The organism is Flavivirga spongiicola, from assembly GCF_030540825.1.
GTDB lineage: Bacteria > Bacteroidota > Bacteroidia > Flavobacteriales > Flavobacteriaceae > Flavivirga > Flavivirga spongiicola.
This window is the reverse complement of sequence record NZ_JAUOEO010000001.1, coordinates 596,531-615,730: the sequence shown is the minus strand read 5'-3', so window position 1 is coordinate 615,730 and position 19,200 is coordinate 596,531. Positions and strand designations below refer to the sequence as shown.

Annotated in this window: 15 protein-coding genes and 1 pseudogene; 4 read left to right on the top strand and 12 right to left on the bottom strand. The window is 30.1% G+C overall.

All coding sequences use genetic code 11. From position 1 onward, the window contains the following. Positions 1-60 precede the first annotated feature (60 nt). Positions 61-2,913 carry a carbamoyl-phosphate synthase large subunit gene (gene carB / locus Q4Q47_RS02285; RefSeq protein ID WP_303305037.1) on the top strand — a complete coding sequence of 951 codons (2,853 nt, stop codon included), beginning with the start codon at positions 61-63 and terminating at the stop codon, positions 2,911-2,913. A gap of 267 nt (positions 2,914-3,180) precedes the next feature. Continuing rightward, positions 3,181-5,385, top strand: a complete 2,205-nt coding sequence (locus Q4Q47_RS02280) for a T9SS type A sorting domain-containing protein (protein WP_303305036.1) — start codon at positions 3,181-3,183, stop codon at positions 5,383-5,385. Positions 5,386-5,606: 221 nt separating this feature from the next. Here the strand turns inward: Q4Q47_RS02280 and Q4Q47_RS02275 are convergent, their stop codons facing one another. The 5 genes from Q4Q47_RS02275 to Q4Q47_RS02255 all read right to left on the bottom strand — a co-directional run bounded on the left by Q4Q47_RS02275 (position 5,607) and on the right by Q4Q47_RS02255 (position 10,437). Further along, positions 5,607-5,951: a hypothetical protein gene (locus Q4Q47_RS02275; protein ID WP_303305035.1), complete on the bottom strand. Its 345-nt coding sequence runs from the start codon at positions 5,949-5,951 to the stop codon at positions 5,607-5,609. A 278-nt stretch (positions 5,952-6,229) separates the two neighbouring features. Then, positions 6,230-6,946, bottom strand: coding sequence for a methyltransferase (locus Q4Q47_RS02270; protein WP_303305034.1), 717 nt, complete (start codon positions 6,944-6,946; stop codon positions 6,230-6,232). Beyond that, positions 6,901-8,421, bottom strand: coding sequence for a B12-binding domain-containing radical SAM protein (locus Q4Q47_RS02265; protein ID WP_303305033.1), 1,521 nt, complete (start codon positions 8,419-8,421; stop codon positions 6,901-6,903). Before Q4Q47_RS02265 ends, Q4Q47_RS02270 begins: the two co-directional genes overlap by 46 nt. A 5-nt stretch (positions 8,422-8,426) precedes the next feature. Continuing rightward, positions 8,427-9,503: a radical SAM protein gene (locus tag Q4Q47_RS02260; protein WP_303305032.1), complete on the bottom strand. Its 1,077-nt coding sequence runs from the start codon at positions 9,501-9,503 to the stop codon at positions 8,427-8,429. 157 nt (positions 9,504-9,660) lie between these two features. After that, positions 9,661-10,437, bottom strand: coding sequence for a sulfotransferase domain-containing protein (locus Q4Q47_RS02255; RefSeq protein ID WP_303305031.1), 777 nt, complete (start codon positions 10,435-10,437; stop codon positions 9,661-9,663). Positions 10,438-10,576: 139 nt separating this feature from the next. Between Q4Q47_RS02255 and Q4Q47_RS02250 the strand changes: the two are divergent. Together Q4Q47_RS02250 and Q4Q47_RS02245 are read left to right on the top strand one after the other, a co-directional pair. Then, positions 10,577-10,963 (top strand): annotated as a pseudogene (locus Q4Q47_RS02250) (adenylyl-sulfate kinase). A 49-nt stretch (positions 10,964-11,012) separates the two neighbouring features. Further along, positions 11,013-12,146, top strand: a complete 1,134-nt coding sequence (locus tag Q4Q47_RS02245; protein WP_303305030.1) for an SGNH/GDSL hydrolase family protein — start codon at positions 11,013-11,015, stop codon at positions 12,144-12,146. Between the two features lie 23 nt (positions 12,147-12,169). Here the strand turns inward: Q4Q47_RS02245 and Q4Q47_RS02240 are convergent, their stop codons facing one another. Genes Q4Q47_RS02240 through Q4Q47_RS02210 form a run of 7 tightly spaced genes read right to left on the bottom strand, consistent with a single transcriptional unit; the run spans position 12,170 to position 19,200 of the window. Continuing rightward, positions 12,170-12,538, bottom strand: coding sequence for a hypothetical protein (locus tag Q4Q47_RS02240; protein ID WP_303305029.1), 369 nt, complete (start codon positions 12,536-12,538; stop codon positions 12,170-12,172). A gap of 10 nt (positions 12,539-12,548) precedes the next feature. Then, the gene (locus tag Q4Q47_RS02235; RefSeq protein WP_303305028.1) at positions 12,549-12,698 is read right to left on the bottom strand and encodes a DUF5989 family protein; all 150 of its coding nucleotides are present in this window, start codon (positions 12,696-12,698) and stop codon (positions 12,549-12,551) included. Positions 12,699-12,739: 41 nt separating this feature from the next. Continuing rightward, positions 12,740-14,608, bottom strand: a complete 1,869-nt coding sequence (locus Q4Q47_RS02230) for a carbamoyltransferase family protein (RefSeq protein ID WP_303305027.1) — start codon at positions 14,606-14,608, stop codon at positions 12,740-12,742. Beyond that, positions 14,601-15,794, bottom strand: a complete 1,194-nt coding sequence (locus Q4Q47_RS02225) for an MATE family efflux transporter (protein ID WP_303305026.1) — start codon at positions 15,792-15,794, stop codon at positions 14,601-14,603. The genes Q4Q47_RS02230 and Q4Q47_RS02225 overlap by 8 nt, the downstream gene beginning before the upstream one ends. A 13-nt stretch (positions 15,795-15,807) precedes the next feature. Then, complete coding sequence (locus Q4Q47_RS02220; RefSeq protein ID WP_303305025.1) at positions 15,808-17,340, bottom strand: glycosyltransferase family 87 protein; 1,533 nt, start codon at positions 17,338-17,340, stop codon at positions 15,808-15,810. Beyond that, positions 17,337-18,083 (bottom strand): glycosyltransferase family 2 protein, encoded by a 747-nt coding sequence (locus Q4Q47_RS02215; RefSeq protein WP_303305024.1) that lies wholly within the window; start codon positions 18,081-18,083, stop codon positions 17,337-17,339. Before Q4Q47_RS02215 ends, Q4Q47_RS02220 begins: the two co-directional genes overlap by 4 nt. Before the next feature lies 1 nt (position 18,084). Continuing rightward, positions 18,085-19,200 carry a hypothetical protein gene (locus Q4Q47_RS02210; RefSeq protein WP_303305023.1) on the bottom strand — a complete coding sequence of 372 codons (1,116 nt, stop codon included), beginning with the start codon at positions 19,198-19,200 and terminating at the stop codon, positions 18,085-18,087.

The window sequence follows — 19,200 nt, the reverse complement described above, 5'->3', positions numbered from 1 at the left end:
TTATATCTAATGAATATTATTTTTGTAACAAATTATATTACACGACATAACTAGTAAAAAATGCCAAAAAATTCAAATCTAAAATCGATACTAATTATTGGATCAGGTCCTATCGTTATTGGACAAGCATGTGAATTTGATTATTCGGGAACACAAGCTTTAAGATCACTTAGAGAAGATGGAATTGAAACCATTCTTATCAATTCTAATCCAGCAACAATTATGACTGACCCTTCTATGGCAGATCATGTTTATTTGCTTCCACTTAATACAAAATCGATTATTAAAATTTTAAAAGATCATCCACAAATTGATGCCGTTTTACCAACAATGGGAGGTCAAACAGCTTTAAATTTATGTATAGAAGCTGACGAAAAGGGTATTTGGAAAGATTTTGATGTTGAAATTATAGGAGTTGATATTGATGCTATAAATATTACGGAAGATAGGGAGCAATTTAGAGAATTGATGCTTAAAATAGGTATTCCGATGGCACCCCAAGCAACCGCGACATCTTATTTAAAAGGAAAAGAAATTGCTCAGGAATTTGGTTTTCCTTTAGTTATTAGAGCATCATATACCTTAGGAGGTGCAGGCGCATCTTTTGTACATAAACAAGAAGATTTTGATGAGTTGTTAACCCGTGGTTTGGAAATTTCTCCAATTCATGAGGTTATGATAGATAAGGCATTGATTGGCTGGAAAGAGTATGAATTAGAGTTACTTAGGGATGCTAATGATAATGTAGTCATTATATGTTCTATCGAGAACATGGATCCTATGGGGATTCATACAGGAGATTCTATTACAGTAGCTCCAGCTATGACATTAAGTGATAGAACCTACCAGAGAATGCGTGATATGGCCATCCATATGATGCGTAGTATTGGAGATTTTGCAGGTGGTTGTAATGTACAATTTGCCGTAAGTCCGGACGAAAAAGAGGATATTATTGCTATTGAAATTAATCCTCGTGTGTCACGTTCTTCAGCATTGGCAAGTAAAGCTACGGGATATCCAATTGCCAAGGTTGCTGCTAAACTAGCTATTGGTTATCATTTAGATGAATTAGAAAATCAAATTACAAAATCTACATCGGCTTTATTTGAACCTACTTTAGATTATGTGATTGTAAAAATACCACGTTGGAATTTTGATAAATTTGAAGGATCGGATAGAACTTTAGGTCTTCAAATGAAATCTGTAGGAGAAGTCATGGGAATCGGTCGGTCGTTCCAGGAAGCACTTCATAAAGCAACTCAGTCATTAGAAATTAAACGTAATGGACTTGGTGCCGACGGAAAAGAAAATAAGAATTACGACCAAATTATAGAGAAGCTTACTTATGCGTCTTGGGATCGTGTTTTTATTATTTATGATGCTATTAGAATGGGTATTCCATTAAGTCGAATTCATGAAATCACAAAAATTGATATGTGGTTCTTGAAGCAATACGAAGAATTACATTTCCTTAATAATGAAATTTCTACCTTCAATATTGATACTATAGAGAAAGATTTATTATTAGAAGCAAAACAAAAAGGCTATGGTGACAGACAAATAGCTCACATGTTGGGTTGTTTAGAAAGTCAGGTCTATAATAAGCGTGAAGCATTAGGTATTAATCGTGTTTACAAATTAGTTGATACTTGTGCTGCTGAGTTTAAAGCTAAAACACCATATTACTATTCAACGTTTGAAAGCGATATGGAAACAGCAGACGGTAAACGATATGCTGATAATGAAAGTATCGTTTCTGATAAAAAGAAAATTATTGTTTTAGGGTCTGGCCCAAATAGAATAGGACAGGGTATTGAGTTTGATTATTGTTGTGTACATGGTGTTTTGGCAGCTGCAGAATGTGGATACGAAACAATCATGATTAACTGCAACCCTGAAACCGTTTCAACAGATTTTGATACCGCCGATAAATTATATTTTGAACCTGTTTTTTGGGAACATATTTACGATATCATCAAGCATGAGAAACCAGAAGGGGTTATTGTGCAATTAGGAGGGCAAACTGCTCTAAAACTTGCAGAAAAACTATCGAGATATGGTGTTAAGATATTAGGAACTAGTTTTGAATCTCTTGATTTAGCAGAAGATAGAGGGTTGTTCTCTAATCTATTAAAAGAGAATAATATTCCTTATCCACAGTTTGATATTGCTACGACAGCAGACGAAGCGTCGGCTATTGCAGATGTATTAGACTTTCCAATTTTAGTACGTCCTTCATACGTACTTGGAGGCCAAGGTATGAAGATTGTTATCAACAAAGAAGAATTAGAAAAACATGTGGTTGACCTGTTAAGTAGAATGCCTGGGAATCAGTTACTGCTAGATCATTATTTAGATGGTGCTATTGAAGCTGAAGCCGATGCGATTTGTGATGGAGAAAATGTTTATATTATTGGTATCATGGAACATATTGAACCATGTGGAATTCATTCTGGAGATAGTAATTCATTATTACCACCTTTTAACTTAGGGGATTTGGTAATGCAACAAATAATAGATCATACTAAAAAAATTGCTTTAGCATTAAACACTGTAGGACTCATAAATATCCAATTTGCAATTAAAGATGATACGGTTTACATCATTGAAGCCAACCCTAGAGCTTCTAGAACAGTTCCTTTTATAGCAAAAGCATACGGTGAACCCTATGTGAATTATGCAACTAAAGTGATGTTAGGTGAAAAGAAAATCAAAGATTTTGATTTTAAACCTGAATTAGATGGTTATGCTATTAAGCAACCCGTGTTCTCATTTAATAAATTTCCTAATGTTAATAAGAAATTAGGACCGGAAATGAAAAGCACCGGAGAAAGCATCTTGTTCATTGACAGTTTAAAGGATGATGAATTCTACGATTTGTATTCCAGACGGAAAATGTATTTAAGTAAATAATAAAAAAATGCCGCTTTAAGCGGCATTTTTTTATTTAGGAATGGTCTCATTTACGAAAGTTCTATAATGATATTTCATTGTAATTAAAGCGAACTTTGGTTTTATCAAATTTTTAATGTAAAGAATCTGAGATTTGATGAATATGCCTGTTAACTCTATAAATTGAAATATAAAAATGTATTTCATCGATTTTACAGTTATTTCATATATTTTAAATGTAATAATCTAATATATTCGTTAAGCCTAATTCAATAAAACCCAAATCGTATGAGAACAAACTATTGCTTTTTGTTAATAGTTTTCACTATTCTTTTTTTTAGTTTCAGCGTTAGTGGACAAACACTTAAACCTTTAAGCTCGTCTAATAATTCAGAAAAAGAAATTCCTGAAGTTAAAGACAATGCAATTAATCCTGATTTTTGTGGAACGGATTTCTTTCATAATAAAAAAATGAAAAATGATGCGCAATATAAAGCGCGTCATAAACAAACCATTCAATCTATACAAAGGGTTGGTAATCAACAGAAAAGATCAGTTAATGGTATTATGCAAGTACCGGTAGTTGTCCATGTTATGCATAAAGGAGAAGCAGTAGGGACGGGTACTAATATTTCTGATGAAGATGTAAGAAGAGGTATTAAATATTTAAATAATTATTGGAGAAAAATAGCAGATTCGAAAGGCAATGGAGACGGTGTGGATATGAAAATTGAATTTGCTTTAGCTATACAGGATGAAAGTGGAAACTGTACAAATGGGATAGACCGTGTAGATATGAGCGGCGTTCCTGCTTATGTTAGTGATGGTGTTAACAGTGAAGAATCTGGAGGTATAGACGATTATTCATCTGGAGGAGGCGTAAATTCCCTTAAAGAATATAGTATCTGGAACCCTACAAAATACTATAATGTTTGGATAGTTGATGAAATCGATAATAATAATTGTTATAGCGGAGGTTCATATACTGGTGGCTATGCTTATTTTGCGTCTGCTCATGGAAGACCTTATGACGGTTCGGTTGTTTTAATTTGTTCTTATTTAAATGAATCTTCTTCTACATGGGCACATGAAATGGGGCATGCGTTTAATTTACCGCATACTTTTAATGGGGATGATCCAGATACTAATACATGTGGTGATGATGGCATTACTGATACACCAGAGCATGTTAGGACTTCTGGAATAGACCCATCCATTTACCGTGATTGTGATAATAACGATGCTAATACCTGTGATCCTACATTTAATCAGGTGACAAATCCTGATACAGGATTTAGAAGAAATACAGGAACGCACCAAGATCATATGCACAATTATATGGATTATACCGGTTGCGCTACAGAATTTACCGGTGGACAAAGAGCGGTGGCTAGAGATGCGTTGAATGGGCGTCGAGCTTCTTTTCTAACAAGTCCTGCATTAACACCACCTGCAACGGCTACTGTTGATTTTATTTCTGAAGGAACAAGTATATGCTTGGGAAGTACATTAGCATTTACTGATGTATCTACTTGTACTCCAAACTCTTATACTAATGAAGGATATGATGATGTGACATTTCTCTGGACTTTTGATAATGGTGTAGACACTCCCTATACTTCTACAGACCAAAACCCAACCATTACTTTTAATAATTTAGGTACGTATGGTGTTACACTTTCAGTAACAAATCCACAGGGAAGAAAAAGTTTAACTAAAGCGGATCATATTATTGTTAGTTCGGCGACTGTTACAGGGGCATGCACTATTTCTAGCACTAATAATGATGGTAATTTTAATAATGGAGTTACCAATATTTCTTTTAATACTTTAAATAATATGACAACTACTTTTATTCCTGATAATGCTTTGCAGGACTTTATTTGTATTAAAAGTACAGCGGTTAATGTAGGTACTACTTATGATTTAAATGTTAATTATAAGTCTAGACCCGGTGGGGGGCAATATTTAGAGGTTTGGATTGATTGGGACAATAGTGGGAGTTTTGATACATCTAATAGCAACGGTATTAATGAAAAAGTTCTAGCGGATAATATTGCAGAAAATAGTAGTGGGCAACCATCGGTTAGTGTGACGCCTCCTGATACTGCTGTTCGTAATACCATATTAAGAATGCGCGTTATTTCAGAATATGATAAATCTCCTGTTATGTGTGGAAACGGCCGGGCACAACGTGCAGATGATTATGGTGTTTATGTAAGCAATGGTATTTTGAGTACTACCGACTTATCCAAATCTGATAATAGATTCAAGATTATTCCCAACCCAGTACAAGATTATTTAAATATTTCTTTAGATAATAATGAGGCTATAAGAGCTTATCAGATTTATGATATTAGTGGTAAGGAAATCATGTCTAATTTAAAAATGACTAAAAATAGTATTGAAGTTTCTGGACTTTCTAATGGTTTTTATTTTCTTAAAATAAAGACAGATACTAAAGAAATGACAAGTAAATTTATTAAAAAGTAGAAATTCAAGTAGTTTCAATATTAATAGAAGGTATATAAAAATATTTGAAACTAAAAGTTGTCCCATCGAGCCTTTCAACTTCGTTCAAGACAGGCTCAAAGTCGAGATGTCTTAAAAATTATGATGTTAAATAATTAGCGATCGTACTCGAACGGATGTCTAAAGACTTTTTGGACATCTTCTTTTTTTTCAATTGGTATTAGTAGAAAATGCACATAAAATTAATTTTCTAAAAGACCATCGTCTTTCCATTTTTGAATAAGCTCTATATTTTTAAATAACATTTGTCCTGTAGGAGGCATAGGGCTAGAAGCACTGTTAATCCGGGGTAATATGTCATCTATTTTACTCTTTACTTGCGTATAAGTCACTAAAGAAAAAGGAGCGCCATTTGCTGTTGGATTTCCATGACATTGTAAGCAATTACTGGCTATAATGCTTTTTACATTCGCATTGTAAGTGATTTTTGCATTTGGATCTGGTTGAGATACTGTATCGTCACTCCCGTTAGAGCAATTAAATACTAATACAACAGTACATAAATAAATAAAGTTTTTAAGGTTCATAGCATTTTGGGATTTAAAATTATATAATATCCTTTTTAAACAAATATACGATTTACAATAGGCGTTTGGTTTAAGTATGGCTTTTTGTATCACAATTATCATTTCTTGTTAAAGGTTTATTGAACAAAATAAAATTAATAATAAAACAAGGTTTGGAATTGAAAAAGCAATCAGAAGAAATCAAAGAATTAAAATTTTTAGTAAAAAAATAATAGAAAAAGGATAAACATTTTTACTAAAATTATTTAACAACTTAGAGGGAGTACCCTTTTAGTATTTTATATGATTGGTGTAATTTTAAAAATAAAGTTATGTTCACCAAAAATTTTCTTTTCAAAAATAGATGTTAGTTTTAAATTATTTCTTTTTGCTATATTTTTAATACTTTTTAAATCGCAATCAATAGACAAAATCATTAAAATATTTTTATCGTTTAATCGATTAGATAATTGCTTAAATAAATTCTTAAAGTAATTGAAATCTGTCCCACAGAACCAAGCTTGTTCCTCGATAGATTTTGGGTGTTTTGGATAGTAAGGAGGATTAATAATTATATAATCAAAGGTGTATGAATTTAGGTTGTCAAAAAGGTTAGAATAAATACAGTTTACAGTTAAATTGTTTTCAATTGAAGCTTTTTGAAGATATTCTAGGGCTGTTTTGTTAATATCAGTTGCAATTACGTTGCCACCTTTTTTGCTTGCAAGTAAGGATATAATGCCACTTCCACAACCTAATTCTAGTATACTTTTTCCTTTTAAGTCTATATTAGATATATAATCTAGTAAAATTTTTGTACTAAAAGTTAAATGAGGTGGGAAAACATCAGGGTGAACCATGACGCTAATCCCGTCGTAATTATATTTTCTGGGTTTACGATAATAGAACCTTAAACCAGTTTTTAATAAAGGGTTTGTAATTCGTTTTATTAGATTTCTTAAAGATATCATTATTCTGAATAAAAGCCCTGAATTTCTGGTTGGCGGTATTTCCATATTTTATGTAAAACTTTTATTTCATATGGAAATTTATACCAACCATATTTAAATCGATACCCAGAAACTAATTTTAATAAGCGTTTTTTATAACCTTTTATTCTAAAATCTGAGGCAGTGGGGTAATACCCGTTAAGAACGGTTTCAAAATTTTTTATTTTATCAACCATTTCTGGTGTTAACCATGGTGTTAAAGGGTTTTTACGAAGGTCGAATTTCTCCCATTCAGGATTGAGCCAGTCTTCTAATTTTTTAGGAAAGTTAAACCCAGCACTTTGAATTTGTTCATATAATTCTGAACCTTCTGTGGCAACAGGGCTATAGAGATAGATTATTATTTCTGAATTCGGATTGATTTTTTTTATTTCTTTAATAAACTCAATATCCCAATTAATTTGGTCCATAACTTGCTTTGGCGAATCAGCAGGCATTCCTAAAACGAATGAAAATTCGGGGATTATTCCAATAGGAGCTAAACGTTTAGCAAAGTCTTTAATACTTTGACCAGTTTGCGTTCCACCTTTGTTCATTTGTTTTAAGATTTCATCATTGCCCGTTTCTGCCCCTAAAAATATCATTTTGCAACCTGCTTTTTTCATGGTTATAAGATCATCATCACTATATTTATTAATAGTATCTATTCTTCCTTCTCCCCACCATATAATATTGTCATTCATGACTAGGTTGGAAAATTCAATGACACGTTTTTTAGAGGTGAAGAAATTGTTGTCATGAAATTCTATGGCATTTATACCATATTTATCTTTAAAATATTTGACATCATTATATACGGTTTGTGCAGATTTAGCTTTCCATCTACCATTATAGATTGGCACAACGGCACAAAATGAACAGGTAAATGGGCAGCCTAAACTGGAATGATAAGAAAATGTTTTTGTACCAAGAAAGGTTTTACTCAAATAATGCTTAAGGTCGTAGAATTTGTTAAGGTGAAGATAAGGAAGAGGTGCTAAGGTGTCTTGGTCAAGTAACTTCTCCTTTGGAGTTTGAATTATATGGTTATCATTATCTAAATAAATAACGTTTTTTATATTTTTTATGGTATTAAAATTGTCACTTTCTAATGCTTCTAAAAGAGATGGAAAGGCTACATCTCCAGGGCCATTCACAATATAATCTACAAAGTTAGCTTCTATGCAAACTTTAAATTGATTGGAAGCAAAATAGCCTCCCCAAATAGTAATACATTCTGGAAATAATTCTTTTATTTTTTTAGTAAACGGTATAGCCTGTTTTAATTGTGGTCCAGGCATAACCGTAGAACAAAAATATTTGAATTCTCCTGAATCAAAATAATTTTTAATTTTTTTTAGGGGATCACGTTCTAAATTACCATCTACAAAAACGTAGTCATACTTTCCATGTATAGAAGCACCGATTTGTAAAATGGAATTTGGAATGCGGTGTTTTGCATTTGCACTTCTTGGATTGAAAATTATAATTTTATTTTTCATAGTGATTATGCGATACTACAGCATCTGCTACAAGCTGGGAATAACCCTCCAGCTTTCTGCAAATCAGTTCTAAATTTGCTTAAAATAGAAGAATGCCATATATCTTTTATGTTTTTGTCGTAAATATTTCCAATATCTAAATTATAACACCTGCCATGAGCAGGAATAACACTACCATCAGATTTTATCATAATATTATTGAAAATATCATTACATTTTTTTCCTATTTGTTTTTCAGGGTTTTTATAAAAAGTTAACAATTGTTCTTTTGAATTTATGCTTGGAGAAAAATTAATAGGAAAATTAAAAGAGCTGGATTTAATATCATTTATTTCATCCCACAGCAGCTCTAAATCCATATTATCTATATTAATTTCATCAACATTAGAGTCGGTTGCTGGGTATGAATCTTTCCATTTTTGATTATGCAAACTCGCTATTTCAGGAGGAGTAAAGTTGGTGTGCATAAAACCTAATTGTTTCAATGGGTATTCTTTAAAAAAGTTAGCGAACTCATTTAAGTAACCAATATTCCACTCTGTAATAACACAAAAAACAGAAATAGTTGGAGGTTTTCCGTATTTTAATAATTCTTCAATACCTTCAATAGCTTTTTGAAAAGATTTTTTATGACCCCGTATTTCGTTGTGTATATCTTGAGGACCATCAAGTGATATGTATAGCTCATTTAAATTAGTATCGACAAGCTCTTTTGCCTTATATTTAAGAGTTAAGGCATTTGTTGTAATTGAAGTAAATAAATTTTTAGTATTAGCATATCTAAGAGATTCTATTAATAAAGGATATACCAATGGCTCAGTAAAACCATAGCCTAATTTTGTTTTAGGATAAAATAATGCCACTTGATCAATAATTCTTTCAATGAGCTCTTTGGGCATATTAATAGGGTGTGTACCTACTAAATTTTGAGCAAAATTGCTTTCTAAATTTTTTGTGCCTACATCACACATTTTGCAATGTAGGTTGCATACATTATTTACACCCAGTACTATCCATTTTGGAGGAAACAGATAATTACCTGGAAGCATTAGCTTATTGATTTGTTCTAAATAATTAACCATAATGAAATATTTTGTTTAGAAAAACAATTTGCTTGATTAATTTCGTAATTAGCCCGAGAAGTTTTAAACTTTTTATGATAAATTTAGGCTTTTAGTTTAAGTTAAAATTATAAACAGTGTTTTTTTATTCAAAAACTTAATGATTAGAATAATATTTTTAGAATTCATAAAAATGGTTGGAATCTTTAATATTTTTTTTAAATAAATATGTTTCATCTTTTGTAAATTCTTCTTTCCAATATCCATAAGAACCTTTTCTAATTAGTTTTTTAAGTGGATGATTACGTTGATTTAGTATTTCTTGTTTTCGTTTTTTAAATGATTGTTTTTTAATACTATTATATATGTGCTCTTGAGTAGTCTCTATATCTAAGTAGCTCATTATTTTGGTACATTCTGTTTCTCCAAAGTCTAATAAATCTTCATATCTAACAAAAAGAATATCTTTGCTTAAATAGTTTTTATGATGTTTTTCCCAAGAAACTTTAAACCAATAATTTATACTTTCATCTCCTTGTAAAACAGTATTAATCATCTGCTTTTTTTTTTCTTTTTTTGGCAAAAATCTATTAATTATTTTTCTTGTAAACCGTTCAATTGTTTGAGTTTTCTTATTCTTGAGAAAAGCAAGCTGAGGTATTGAAAAGCTAAAATAATTAATTCCAGAGAGCACTATATCACGAGGGTCTCTTATAATATAAATGATTTTATAAATCGTTAAAGGGGATACTGTGTTAATCTCGTCATATGTATGATGAGATTTATAACATTGAAATTGAGAATCTCTTTCTAACCCCTCCTTATATGGACAGTCAATGTCCTTATAACCCCAATCACCACGTAAAGGGCATTGTATTAATTCAGCTATCAATCTACTAGCCCATGTCGTACCACTTTTTGGAAACCCAACAACAATTACATTTTTTATAGACATCTTTGTTATTTGATTTTTGTAAATCAAATATACAAATTAAGATTAAGCAGTTTGGGTTACAATATTTCTGAATAATCTATTATATTTAGTTGATATTGATATTTTCTAAAATGGGTATACATTTTGAAAAGAAAAGTTAATGACTAATAGTATAAACAAAGAAGACTATTATGATACTCGATTGACCAAAGTGAATCTAAAAAATCAAAACTCATGTGTAATTTGGTTTACTGGTTTATCTGGTTCTGGTAAGTCTACATTGGCAAATGCTTTAGAAAAAAGGCTATTAGATTCAGGTTTTCTTACCTACATATTAGATGGAGATGCTATTAGGAGTAGAGTTAATACTGATTTATCATTTACAAAAAAAGGATAGATCCGAAAACATCAGAAGGGTTAAGAAATAGCTAAACTCTTCTTAGATGCGGGTATTATAGTTTTAGTAGCTTTTATTTCACCATATAATAATGATAGGAAAAAACTAAGGAACATATTGGTAAAGATAATTTTAAGAGGTATTTATTAATACTCCTATAGAGATATGCGAAGTAACAATGATAATCTGTCTTTAGAATATGAAAAAAAATATACTTTTATTAATAGTATTTAGTGTTTTTATTTTTTTAGTAGTAGAAATTTGTTTCCGTTTTTTTTATCCTCAAATAACTCAACATGATAATATGTATGAGCATGATGAGGTTTTAGGTTGGAAATTTATACCAAATAAAAAAGGAACTATAGTTTATCCAGGAGAAGCACACCATTCTATCAAAATAAATAGTATGGGTTTTCGAGATAATCCATTATCTGACGACCGAGGCGAAAAAATTTTGGTGTTAGGAGATTCTTTTGTTAGCAATATATCCGTTAAAGATGATGATGTTTTTACAGAAATCATGGAACAGAATTTAGTGAATACATCAGTATTAAATTTTGGGGTTAATGGTTATGGGCAAGTTCAGGAATATCTACAATTACAAAAATGGTTTAACGTAATCAATCCAGATCTTATAATTTCGGTTATCTATATTCGGAATGATTTTACAGATAATGTTAAAGATACTAATTGGCCTTCTTCAAATTCAATATATACTCGACCATTGGCTTTATGGAATGAAGAAAATCAGGAGGTTAAATTACAACCTGTACCTCCTCCAATTAAAGAAATAATATCAAAGCCTTCAGATAGATTTTATCATAAATTACATATATATCATTTCATTAGAACAAGAATATATACAATACGAGATAGGTTTTTTAAGAAAGATGAATCTAAAGCTTATTCTTATACACCACCAGAATTGTATTTATGTCGCTCTGAACCCTCCACAGAAACAGAAGTCATGTATAAGACTATGGAACGCATGTTATTTAATATATCTAATTTTATTAAAGAAAAAAGAGTTCCAATAGTTTTTGCTATAGCACCTTCGATTGTTCAGGTCGAAGATGAACTATGGTCTTCTGTTATGGAGAATGCTGATGGAAGCAAAGTAACATATATAAGAACATTACCAAACGATAAATTGATGGCGTTTGCAAAAAAAAATAATTGGTATATGATTGATTTACTACCAGAATTGCTTTCTGAAACAAGGAAAGGGAAAAAACTCTATAACCCTTTAGAGCAACATTGGACTGTTGAGGGTAATCATGTCGTTTCACATTTATTATTAAAATATTTAAAGGATAAACATCTTATAGAATAGAAAAAACGAGTTGTTTTAAATTTTTACCAGGTTTTTTTAAATGAAGATTTATCAAATTTCTTATTAACATCGATAAATAAGCTAGAATGATTGTTTTTTAACTTTAAAGGATCACTATTGCCAAAAAATCTTGATAATAAAGCAATTGGGAATAATAGCATATAGAAAATAATTGTCAATAAAATGTTTGGAACAATCATACTCAAAACCCAGGTAAGTTTAATCCATAAATAGTCTATCTTTTTTGCCAGAGTTTTAGATATAGCTCCTAGAAATCCTATAGTTAAAGCTACAAAAAGAATCCATGCTAATTTGGTGATTAAATGCACGATTAGGAAGCCTATCGTTATAATAAGTATAGTTCTAAAAGGTTCTGGTGTGTACTTTTTCATATTTCCTTTTTTAAAATAGAGAATAAACAAATGGAGCAACAGCACTACTGCCACCAAATATTATTAGTATTCCAAGAAATAAAAGCACTATAATTATAGGAGCCAACCAGAATTTTTTTCGCTCCTTCATAAAGAGCCATAAATCTTTTAAAAATTCCATAATTTTTATATTATGCTATAAGTAAAATTAATGTTTTAATTTTAATCTTTTTTAAATCTAACACGCCATTTCTCTTTATTTTGCCAATTGGGTTGTTCGGTTTTACTATAAACGAAATTACCAATTACCAAATAATCCATTTCAGTACTCATAAAACATCTATATGCGTCATAAGGATTACAAACAATTGGTTCTCCTCTCACATTAAAACTAGTATTTATTACAAGTCCAAATCCAGTATGCTTTTTAAAAGCTTGTATTAGTTGCCAATATCGATAATTAGTTTCTTTATGAACGGTTTGTACTCTAGCAGAAAAGTCTAAATGTGTTATGGATTGAACAATACTCCTTTTGTAATATAATTTATCTAATAAAGGCATATTATGGTAATCAACAGGAAGATTACTTCTCAACTCGTCTTTTATTGATGTTGTAGTGAGCATATACCGAGCATCATTAAGAATGTCAAAATACTTAGTCGCATCTTCGGCTAATACGGATGGCGCAAACGGACGAAAGCCTTCTCTATATTTAATTTTAAGGTTTAATTTTTTCTGCATTTCAGGGTTAGTAGGGTCAGCTATAATACTCCTATTACCTAAAGCTCTGGGACCAAACTCCATTCTACCCTGAAACCACCCTATTACATTACCATTTGCTATTTTTTGTGCCACTAAATCGGTAAGTTGAGAGAAGTCTTTCTTTTTTTTATAGACTGCTTTAACTTTACGATTCATTAGCTCTATTTCTTTTTCAGAAAATTCTGGACCTAGATATGACCCAAGCATTTTGTCTTCATTATGAATTATACCTCGTTTTCCATCAAAGTACTTAAAATAAGCTGTAAATGCTGCTCCTAGTGAGCCTCCAGCATCTCCTGATGCAGGTTGAATATAGATATTTTTAAAAATATTTTCTTTTAGTAATTTTCCATTCGCAACACAGTTTAGTGCTACACCACCCGCCAAACATAAGTAATCTGACCTCGTAACTTTTTTTGCTTCTCTAGCCATTTTTAAAACAATTTCTTCGGTTACCCTCTGTATTGCCAACGCGAAATTACAATGATGCTGATACAATTTTGTTTCCGGGTCTCTTTTTGTAAAACCAAATAGACTTTCCCATTTTTTGTCTTTTGCCATTCTTAGACCAGTAGCATAATTAAAATATGACTGATTTAACCATATCGAACCATCTTGTTTGATATCAATAAGAACCGTTTTAATAAGTTCAACAAATTTGGTAAACTCGTTGGATTTTGGGTTGCCGTAAGGAGCCAAACCCATTACTTTATATTCGCCTGAGTTAACGGTAAATCCTAGATAGTAAGTACAAGCACTATATAATAAGCCCACAGAGTGTGGGAACTCCATTTCTTTTAGTATTTTAATATTATTCCCTTCACCAATACCAATAGATGCAGTACACCATTCACCAACTCCGTCAATAGTTAAAATAGCCGCATTTTTATATGGGGAAGGGAAGAATGCACTTGCTGCGTGAGATAAATGATGTTCAGAAAATAGTAAGTTTACTTTTTTCTTGTCATATTCATCAATTTCTTTTAAACCATTATATATTAATTTTTTAAGAAACATTTTTTCATTAAGCCATATGGGTATAGCTTTTAAGAATGAAATAAGACCTTTTGGTGCAAATGCATAATATGTTTGTAATAATCGTTCGAACTTAAGTAATGGCTTATCATAAAAAATGATGGCGTCAAGCTCGTTAATACTTAATCCTGCTTCTTCCAAACAATACTTTATAGCATTAATTGGGAAATCTGGGGTGTGTTTTTCTCTAGTAAATCTCTCTTCTTGCGCTGCAGCTATAATGTTTCCACCCATAATAAGTGTAGCCGCAGAATCGTGGTAAAATGCAGATATCCCAAGTATTTTTTTATCCATTATTAATCATTATCGGTTTTTTTTTAATCCAAAACCAAAGGGTAAGTATAATAGCCCATTGTCCCAAAGTTTTTAGAATAAGAGCACCGTTTATTCCCCATAGTTTTATTAAATAATACCCAGAAATAATTTGAAAAATAGCTAAAATAGAAGCAATAATAGCAATACTGGATTGCATATTTTTTTTATAATATTCATTAACAATTAAAACGTGTATAAGAACTGGGATTATATAAATAAAAGCAAGAAAGTATTGTAAGTTAGTAAAATGTAATTCATATATATACTCAATAACGATATACATTCCTAGAGTAATCATTAAGGCGAATGGCCATCCATACCAAAATAAACGTTTTTTTAATTTTAATATTAATGAATCTTTAGATCGGTAAAAATTTTTTAAAAAAGGATTTAAAAAAAAAGAACTTCCCATTTGCGCAAGTGCAAGAAAACTTATAAACACCTGATATTTACTTAATGTACTAAAATTAAAAAAATAGGTGCCGTAATAGGCATCGACTTTTACACGAATAGTACCAACTGCCAATGGAATAAAAAAAGGAAGAGATTGCTTAATGATATTAAATTTAACTCGATATGAAATACTAGTAAACTCTTTATGGTAATAAAAAAAATAGCATATAAGTTTAATAATTTGACAGCTACTTATAATAAGTAGTAGGCTTTTTATATCTAAGGTATTTATAATGGATAAACAAGTAAAGAGTATGATTAGGTTGTATACGAATTCTACCCAAATACTAAATTTAAAGTCTTTATTAAATAAAATTAAGACTTTAAATGATTGATTAATAAATTGTATTCCTATTAAAGCAAAAATTAGAACTTCTAATCCTTTAAAAATAGGAATAAAATAAATGATAATAATGCTAGGAATTAGTAATAAACTTCTTGTACTAATGTTAGTACTCCAATCTTGATTTATTGTTGAAGGTGAGTTACTAAAAGATTTTAAAAGAAAATCTTGACTGCCAAAACCTAGAAAAAGAATAAAAAAATTACTCCAAATCAATATTTCTGCATATTGACCCCATAACTCTGTACTGTGATATTTAATAATAATAAATGATAGTAAAAGAACAGAAAAAACGGTTAGAATTTGACTTAAGCTATAAAGAGAAATAGTCTTAAGCCTGGAAAGTATTTTACTATTCTTTAATACCATATAATTAGTTAGGTTAAAGTGATATGTACCTCAATTGATAAAAACCAATCCCTCTTTTAAAATCAGAAAGATAAATTAAGGTCGTATCGTTAATGACAGCTGGTTTTAATTTATTATCATTATTAAATGTTAGTTGTTTGTTTTTATAAAACACTTGATTACTCTTTAGATAAACTTGACTTGTATCTATATCTTTTGTTCGTATTTCAGTTGATTGCGTATTTTTACCGTTTTGATTCCAATAAATATAGTTTAATAGACCATCAATAACAGTATAGTCATAAGTTAATATAGGTTGGCTCTCTACCAATGGGTAATTATCTTGGTTCTGATTTTTCCAATTATTTAATAGTATAGCAATAAGTACTATTGAACTTATAAAACACACACTTAGTTTCCATCGAATGTATTTAAAACTCTTTTCTATCAAAAAAGCAAAAAGCAATATTGACAACACTAATTTTGGAAAAGAAAAAGGCAATGGGAATTTTGCAAAAAAATGAATAGGAATATTCGCAATTAAGAAAAACAATGAAATGATGACTATATTTTTATAATCGAAAGTTAGGTGATTCAAATAAAATACAAAAAGAAATAGTAGCAAAATGTTTGAATACGAGCTTCCATAGGGAGACAGTAAAATGGTTAGAAATATCCAAAAAGAAAAGGTTTTTATTTCTGAGGTTTCTTGTCTTGTGAAAAAATAACTAATTACTATAATTATTAGTTTGAAAAGTAAGAGCGTTATTGAGAATGCTAGAGTGTTTGACATAAATATGCCTTTTAATAGCATAAACATAGATTGATAATTCAGGGCAAATTCTTTTGCAATTTCGCCATTATTGAATTTAGGTAAAACAGATGTGAAATAAAACTCCCAAACTTCTGAGCCATTTGCAATCAAGGAAGCTCCTAGTAAAAGAGCACATGATAAACCAAGATAGATAAACGCTTTATACTTCTTTTTAAAAAGCAACAAGCCAAATAGAATTATAGGAAATACTTTAAGTAAAATAGCAAAACCCCAAAATAAACTCATTTTAAAAAAACGTTCATTTTTATAAGCTAAAAAACCTTCAGAAAGTAAAAAGAAAAGAATTAAGTATGTTTGACCAAAAAGAAAATTGTTTTTTAACGGAATAAAGAAAACTAATGGGATGATATACAGATAATGTGCTTTAATTTTATAAACCTCAAAGAGTTTTTTTAAACTGTATAGAAATAATATTAGCCCTAAAATATTAAACATTAGTTTGGAAACGGTCACGGTACATAAAGTAAAAGGAACAAATAATAATGCAAGGAATGGGGTATTTGGAGCATAACTAACAAAAATATTATGATAGTCTAAATCGGCAATTTTTAAATTAAAGTAATGAGGGAAATAGATGTTAGATGTAAAATCACCGCCTTTTAAAAAAAAGGCAGAAAAGTAATAGTTAGCAAAATCGTGTATAGGAAAATAAAATGCCTTGTAAATAAAAAGGCTACATATTATAAAAATAAAAGTTAGTCCAATGTATGTATTATTAATTGCATTTTTCATAATCCTTTAAAAATGCTAAAATTGAAAATTTTTAATTTTTGTAGTAAATATTTTATTGATACACTAAGTACTCCAAGTCCGTATTTAGAACTTCGTATAAAATTTATTGAAGAAGAATCTTTTTCATATTTTGCAGGGCAGGAAACTTCACCAAATGATGCATTTATGTAGCATAATTGTGCTATAATTTGATTATCGAAAATGAAATCATCTGAATTTTTTTCAAAAGGAACTTGTTGTAAAACGGATGCTTTAAAGCAACGGTATCCTGTATGGAATTCAGAGAACTTTTGATTCATTAGTATATTTTGAAAAAAAGTAAGTAATCTATTAAAGGTGTACTTATATATTGGCATTCCGTTTTTTATGGCACTCCCATTTAAAATGCGAGATCCGAAAACGACATTATAAGTGTCATTTGCAATTAATGTGCACATAGCCGGAATTAATTTGGGATTGTATTGGTAATCTGGGTGTAGCATTACAATGATATCTGCATTTAAATCAAAAGCTTTTTTATAACAACTTTTTTGGTTGGCACCATATCCTTTATTTTTAGCATGCTTTATAACGTGTTTTATTCCTATGTCTTGTGCAATTTTAATGGTTTTGTCATCACTAAAGTCATCTGTTAAAATAACATCATCAACAATATCAAATGGAATATCATAATATGTTTTTTTAAGAGTTTTTTCAGCATTATATGCTGGTAACACAACAATTATTTTTTTATTATTAAGCATATTAATTTATATGGTTAACTTCTGTTTCGGATTTTTCTCTTACAGATGAGGAGACCTCTAGTCCTTTAAAGGGAGCAAATGGCCTAATCTCATTTCTATAATACAAATCCCCTAAAAAAGGAAATTCATCATAAGTATGTGTTGATATTCCAGAAAGCCTATTTTTAACTTCTTCAATTGGTAAATTCCATTCTAAACTTAATCGTTCAGCAGACGCTTCCATAAAAGAAATATATAATAACTCGGTTAGGGTATGTTCTTGTGTATTAGAAAAACCTACGCCATCTAATAAGGCATTTTTGTTAGTATTATGCGAACTTCTGTAATTTAATAAAGTATCTCTAAATTCTAAATATGTTAAATACCCTGTGAAATCATTTTGTAAGGAGAATAATGGTTGAATGCCCGATTCGTGGCACCATATACACTTTGCAGGTTTGCCAGCATTAGTGTGTAATGGGGAAGCATTGTTTTTGCGGAAACCATTTTCGTCAAATATACCAAAACGTAATTGTCCATTGGGTAAGATTTCTATAGTTTCATATTCAAATATAGTTTGATTTTCAGGATCTACTTCTGTTGAAATAAAAAGCTGATTAAATTCACTTTGTTCTGAGAAATTAATAATTCTATGTTCTAAAGATATATTAGAATTATTAATATAACCCTTTTCTGGTTTTAATGTGTATTTATCTAATAGAGAGCTTAATTCATTTGGAACATCTACAATTTCATAATAATGCTGTGAAACTCCAATGAGTAATGTAACATAACGACCTAAATCAACGGAAGAAGTTATTTTATATTCATTTGAATTTTTAATATTATTATTTAAAATAGTTAATTTTTGTTTAGCATTATCAGTCAATCCTAACTTATCAGTATCAATTTTAATAATATTTCCATTCAAAGTAAGATTGGAATTATAATTAGGAAGCTTTGCTCCAATATAAGATAAAGCCCATTGTAAACCTATTACAGATTTGTTAATTGTATCGTCAGGATATGCCTTATTCCACTTTAAATTTATTATAGTATCTACTTTAACTAAATCTTGATACGAGTCGGTTGCACATGAAGCTAGTAGTAAAAAAAATAAAATATTTAAATTTTTCAT

What these genes read in the sequence shown, in the direction of transcription:
- carB (WP_303305037.1), top strand. Translation starts at nt 61, where the DNA reads ATGCCAAAAAATTCAAATCTAAAATCGATACTAATTATTGGATCAGGT.
- Q4Q47_RS02280 (WP_303305036.1), top strand. Translation starts at nt 3,181, where the DNA reads ATGAGAACAAACTATTGCTTTTTGTTAATAGTTTTCACTATTCTTTTT.
- Q4Q47_RS02275 (WP_303305035.1), bottom strand. Translation starts at nt 5,951, where the DNA reads ATGAACCTTAAAAACTTTATTTATTTATGTACTGTTGTATTAGTATTT.
- Q4Q47_RS02270 (WP_303305034.1), bottom strand. Translation starts at nt 6,946, where the DNA reads ATGGAAATACCGCCAACCAGAAATTCAGGGCTTTTATTCAGAATAATG.
- Q4Q47_RS02265 (WP_303305033.1), bottom strand. Translation starts at nt 8,421, where the DNA reads ATGAAAAATAAAATTATAATTTTCAATCCAAGAAGTGCAAATGCAAAA.
- Q4Q47_RS02260 (WP_303305032.1), bottom strand. Translation starts at nt 9,503, where the DNA reads ATGGTTAATTATTTAGAACAAATCAATAAGCTAATGCTTCCAGGTAAT.
- Q4Q47_RS02255 (WP_303305031.1), bottom strand. Translation starts at nt 10,437, where the DNA reads ATGTCTATAAAAAATGTAATTGTTGTTGGGTTTCCAAAAAGTGGTACG.
- Q4Q47_RS02245 (WP_303305030.1), top strand. Translation starts at nt 11,013, where the DNA reads ATGAAAAAAAATATACTTTTATTAATAGTATTTAGTGTTTTTATTTTT.
- Q4Q47_RS02240 (WP_303305029.1), bottom strand. Translation starts at nt 12,538, where the DNA reads ATGAAAAAGTACACACCAGAACCTTTTAGAACTATACTTATTATAACG.
- Q4Q47_RS02235 (WP_303305028.1), bottom strand. Translation starts at nt 12,698, where the DNA reads ATGGAATTTTTAAAAGATTTATGGCTCTTTATGAAGGAGCGAAAAAAA.
- Q4Q47_RS02230 (WP_303305027.1), bottom strand. Translation starts at nt 14,608, where the DNA reads ATGGATAAAAAAATACTTGGGATATCTGCATTTTACCACGATTCTGCG.
- Q4Q47_RS02225 (WP_303305026.1), bottom strand. Translation starts at nt 15,794, where the DNA reads ATGGTATTAAAGAATAGTAAAATACTTTCCAGGCTTAAGACTATTTCT.
- Q4Q47_RS02220 (WP_303305025.1), bottom strand. Translation starts at nt 17,340, where the DNA reads ATGAAAAATGCAATTAATAATACATACATTGGACTAACTTTTATTTTT.
- Q4Q47_RS02215 (WP_303305024.1), bottom strand. Translation starts at nt 18,083, where the DNA reads ATGCTTAATAATAAAAAAATAATTGTTGTGTTACCAGCATATAATGCT.
- Q4Q47_RS02210 (WP_303305023.1), bottom strand. Translation starts at nt 19,200, where the DNA reads ATGAAAAATTTAAATATTTTATTTTTTTTACTACTAGCTTCATGTGCA.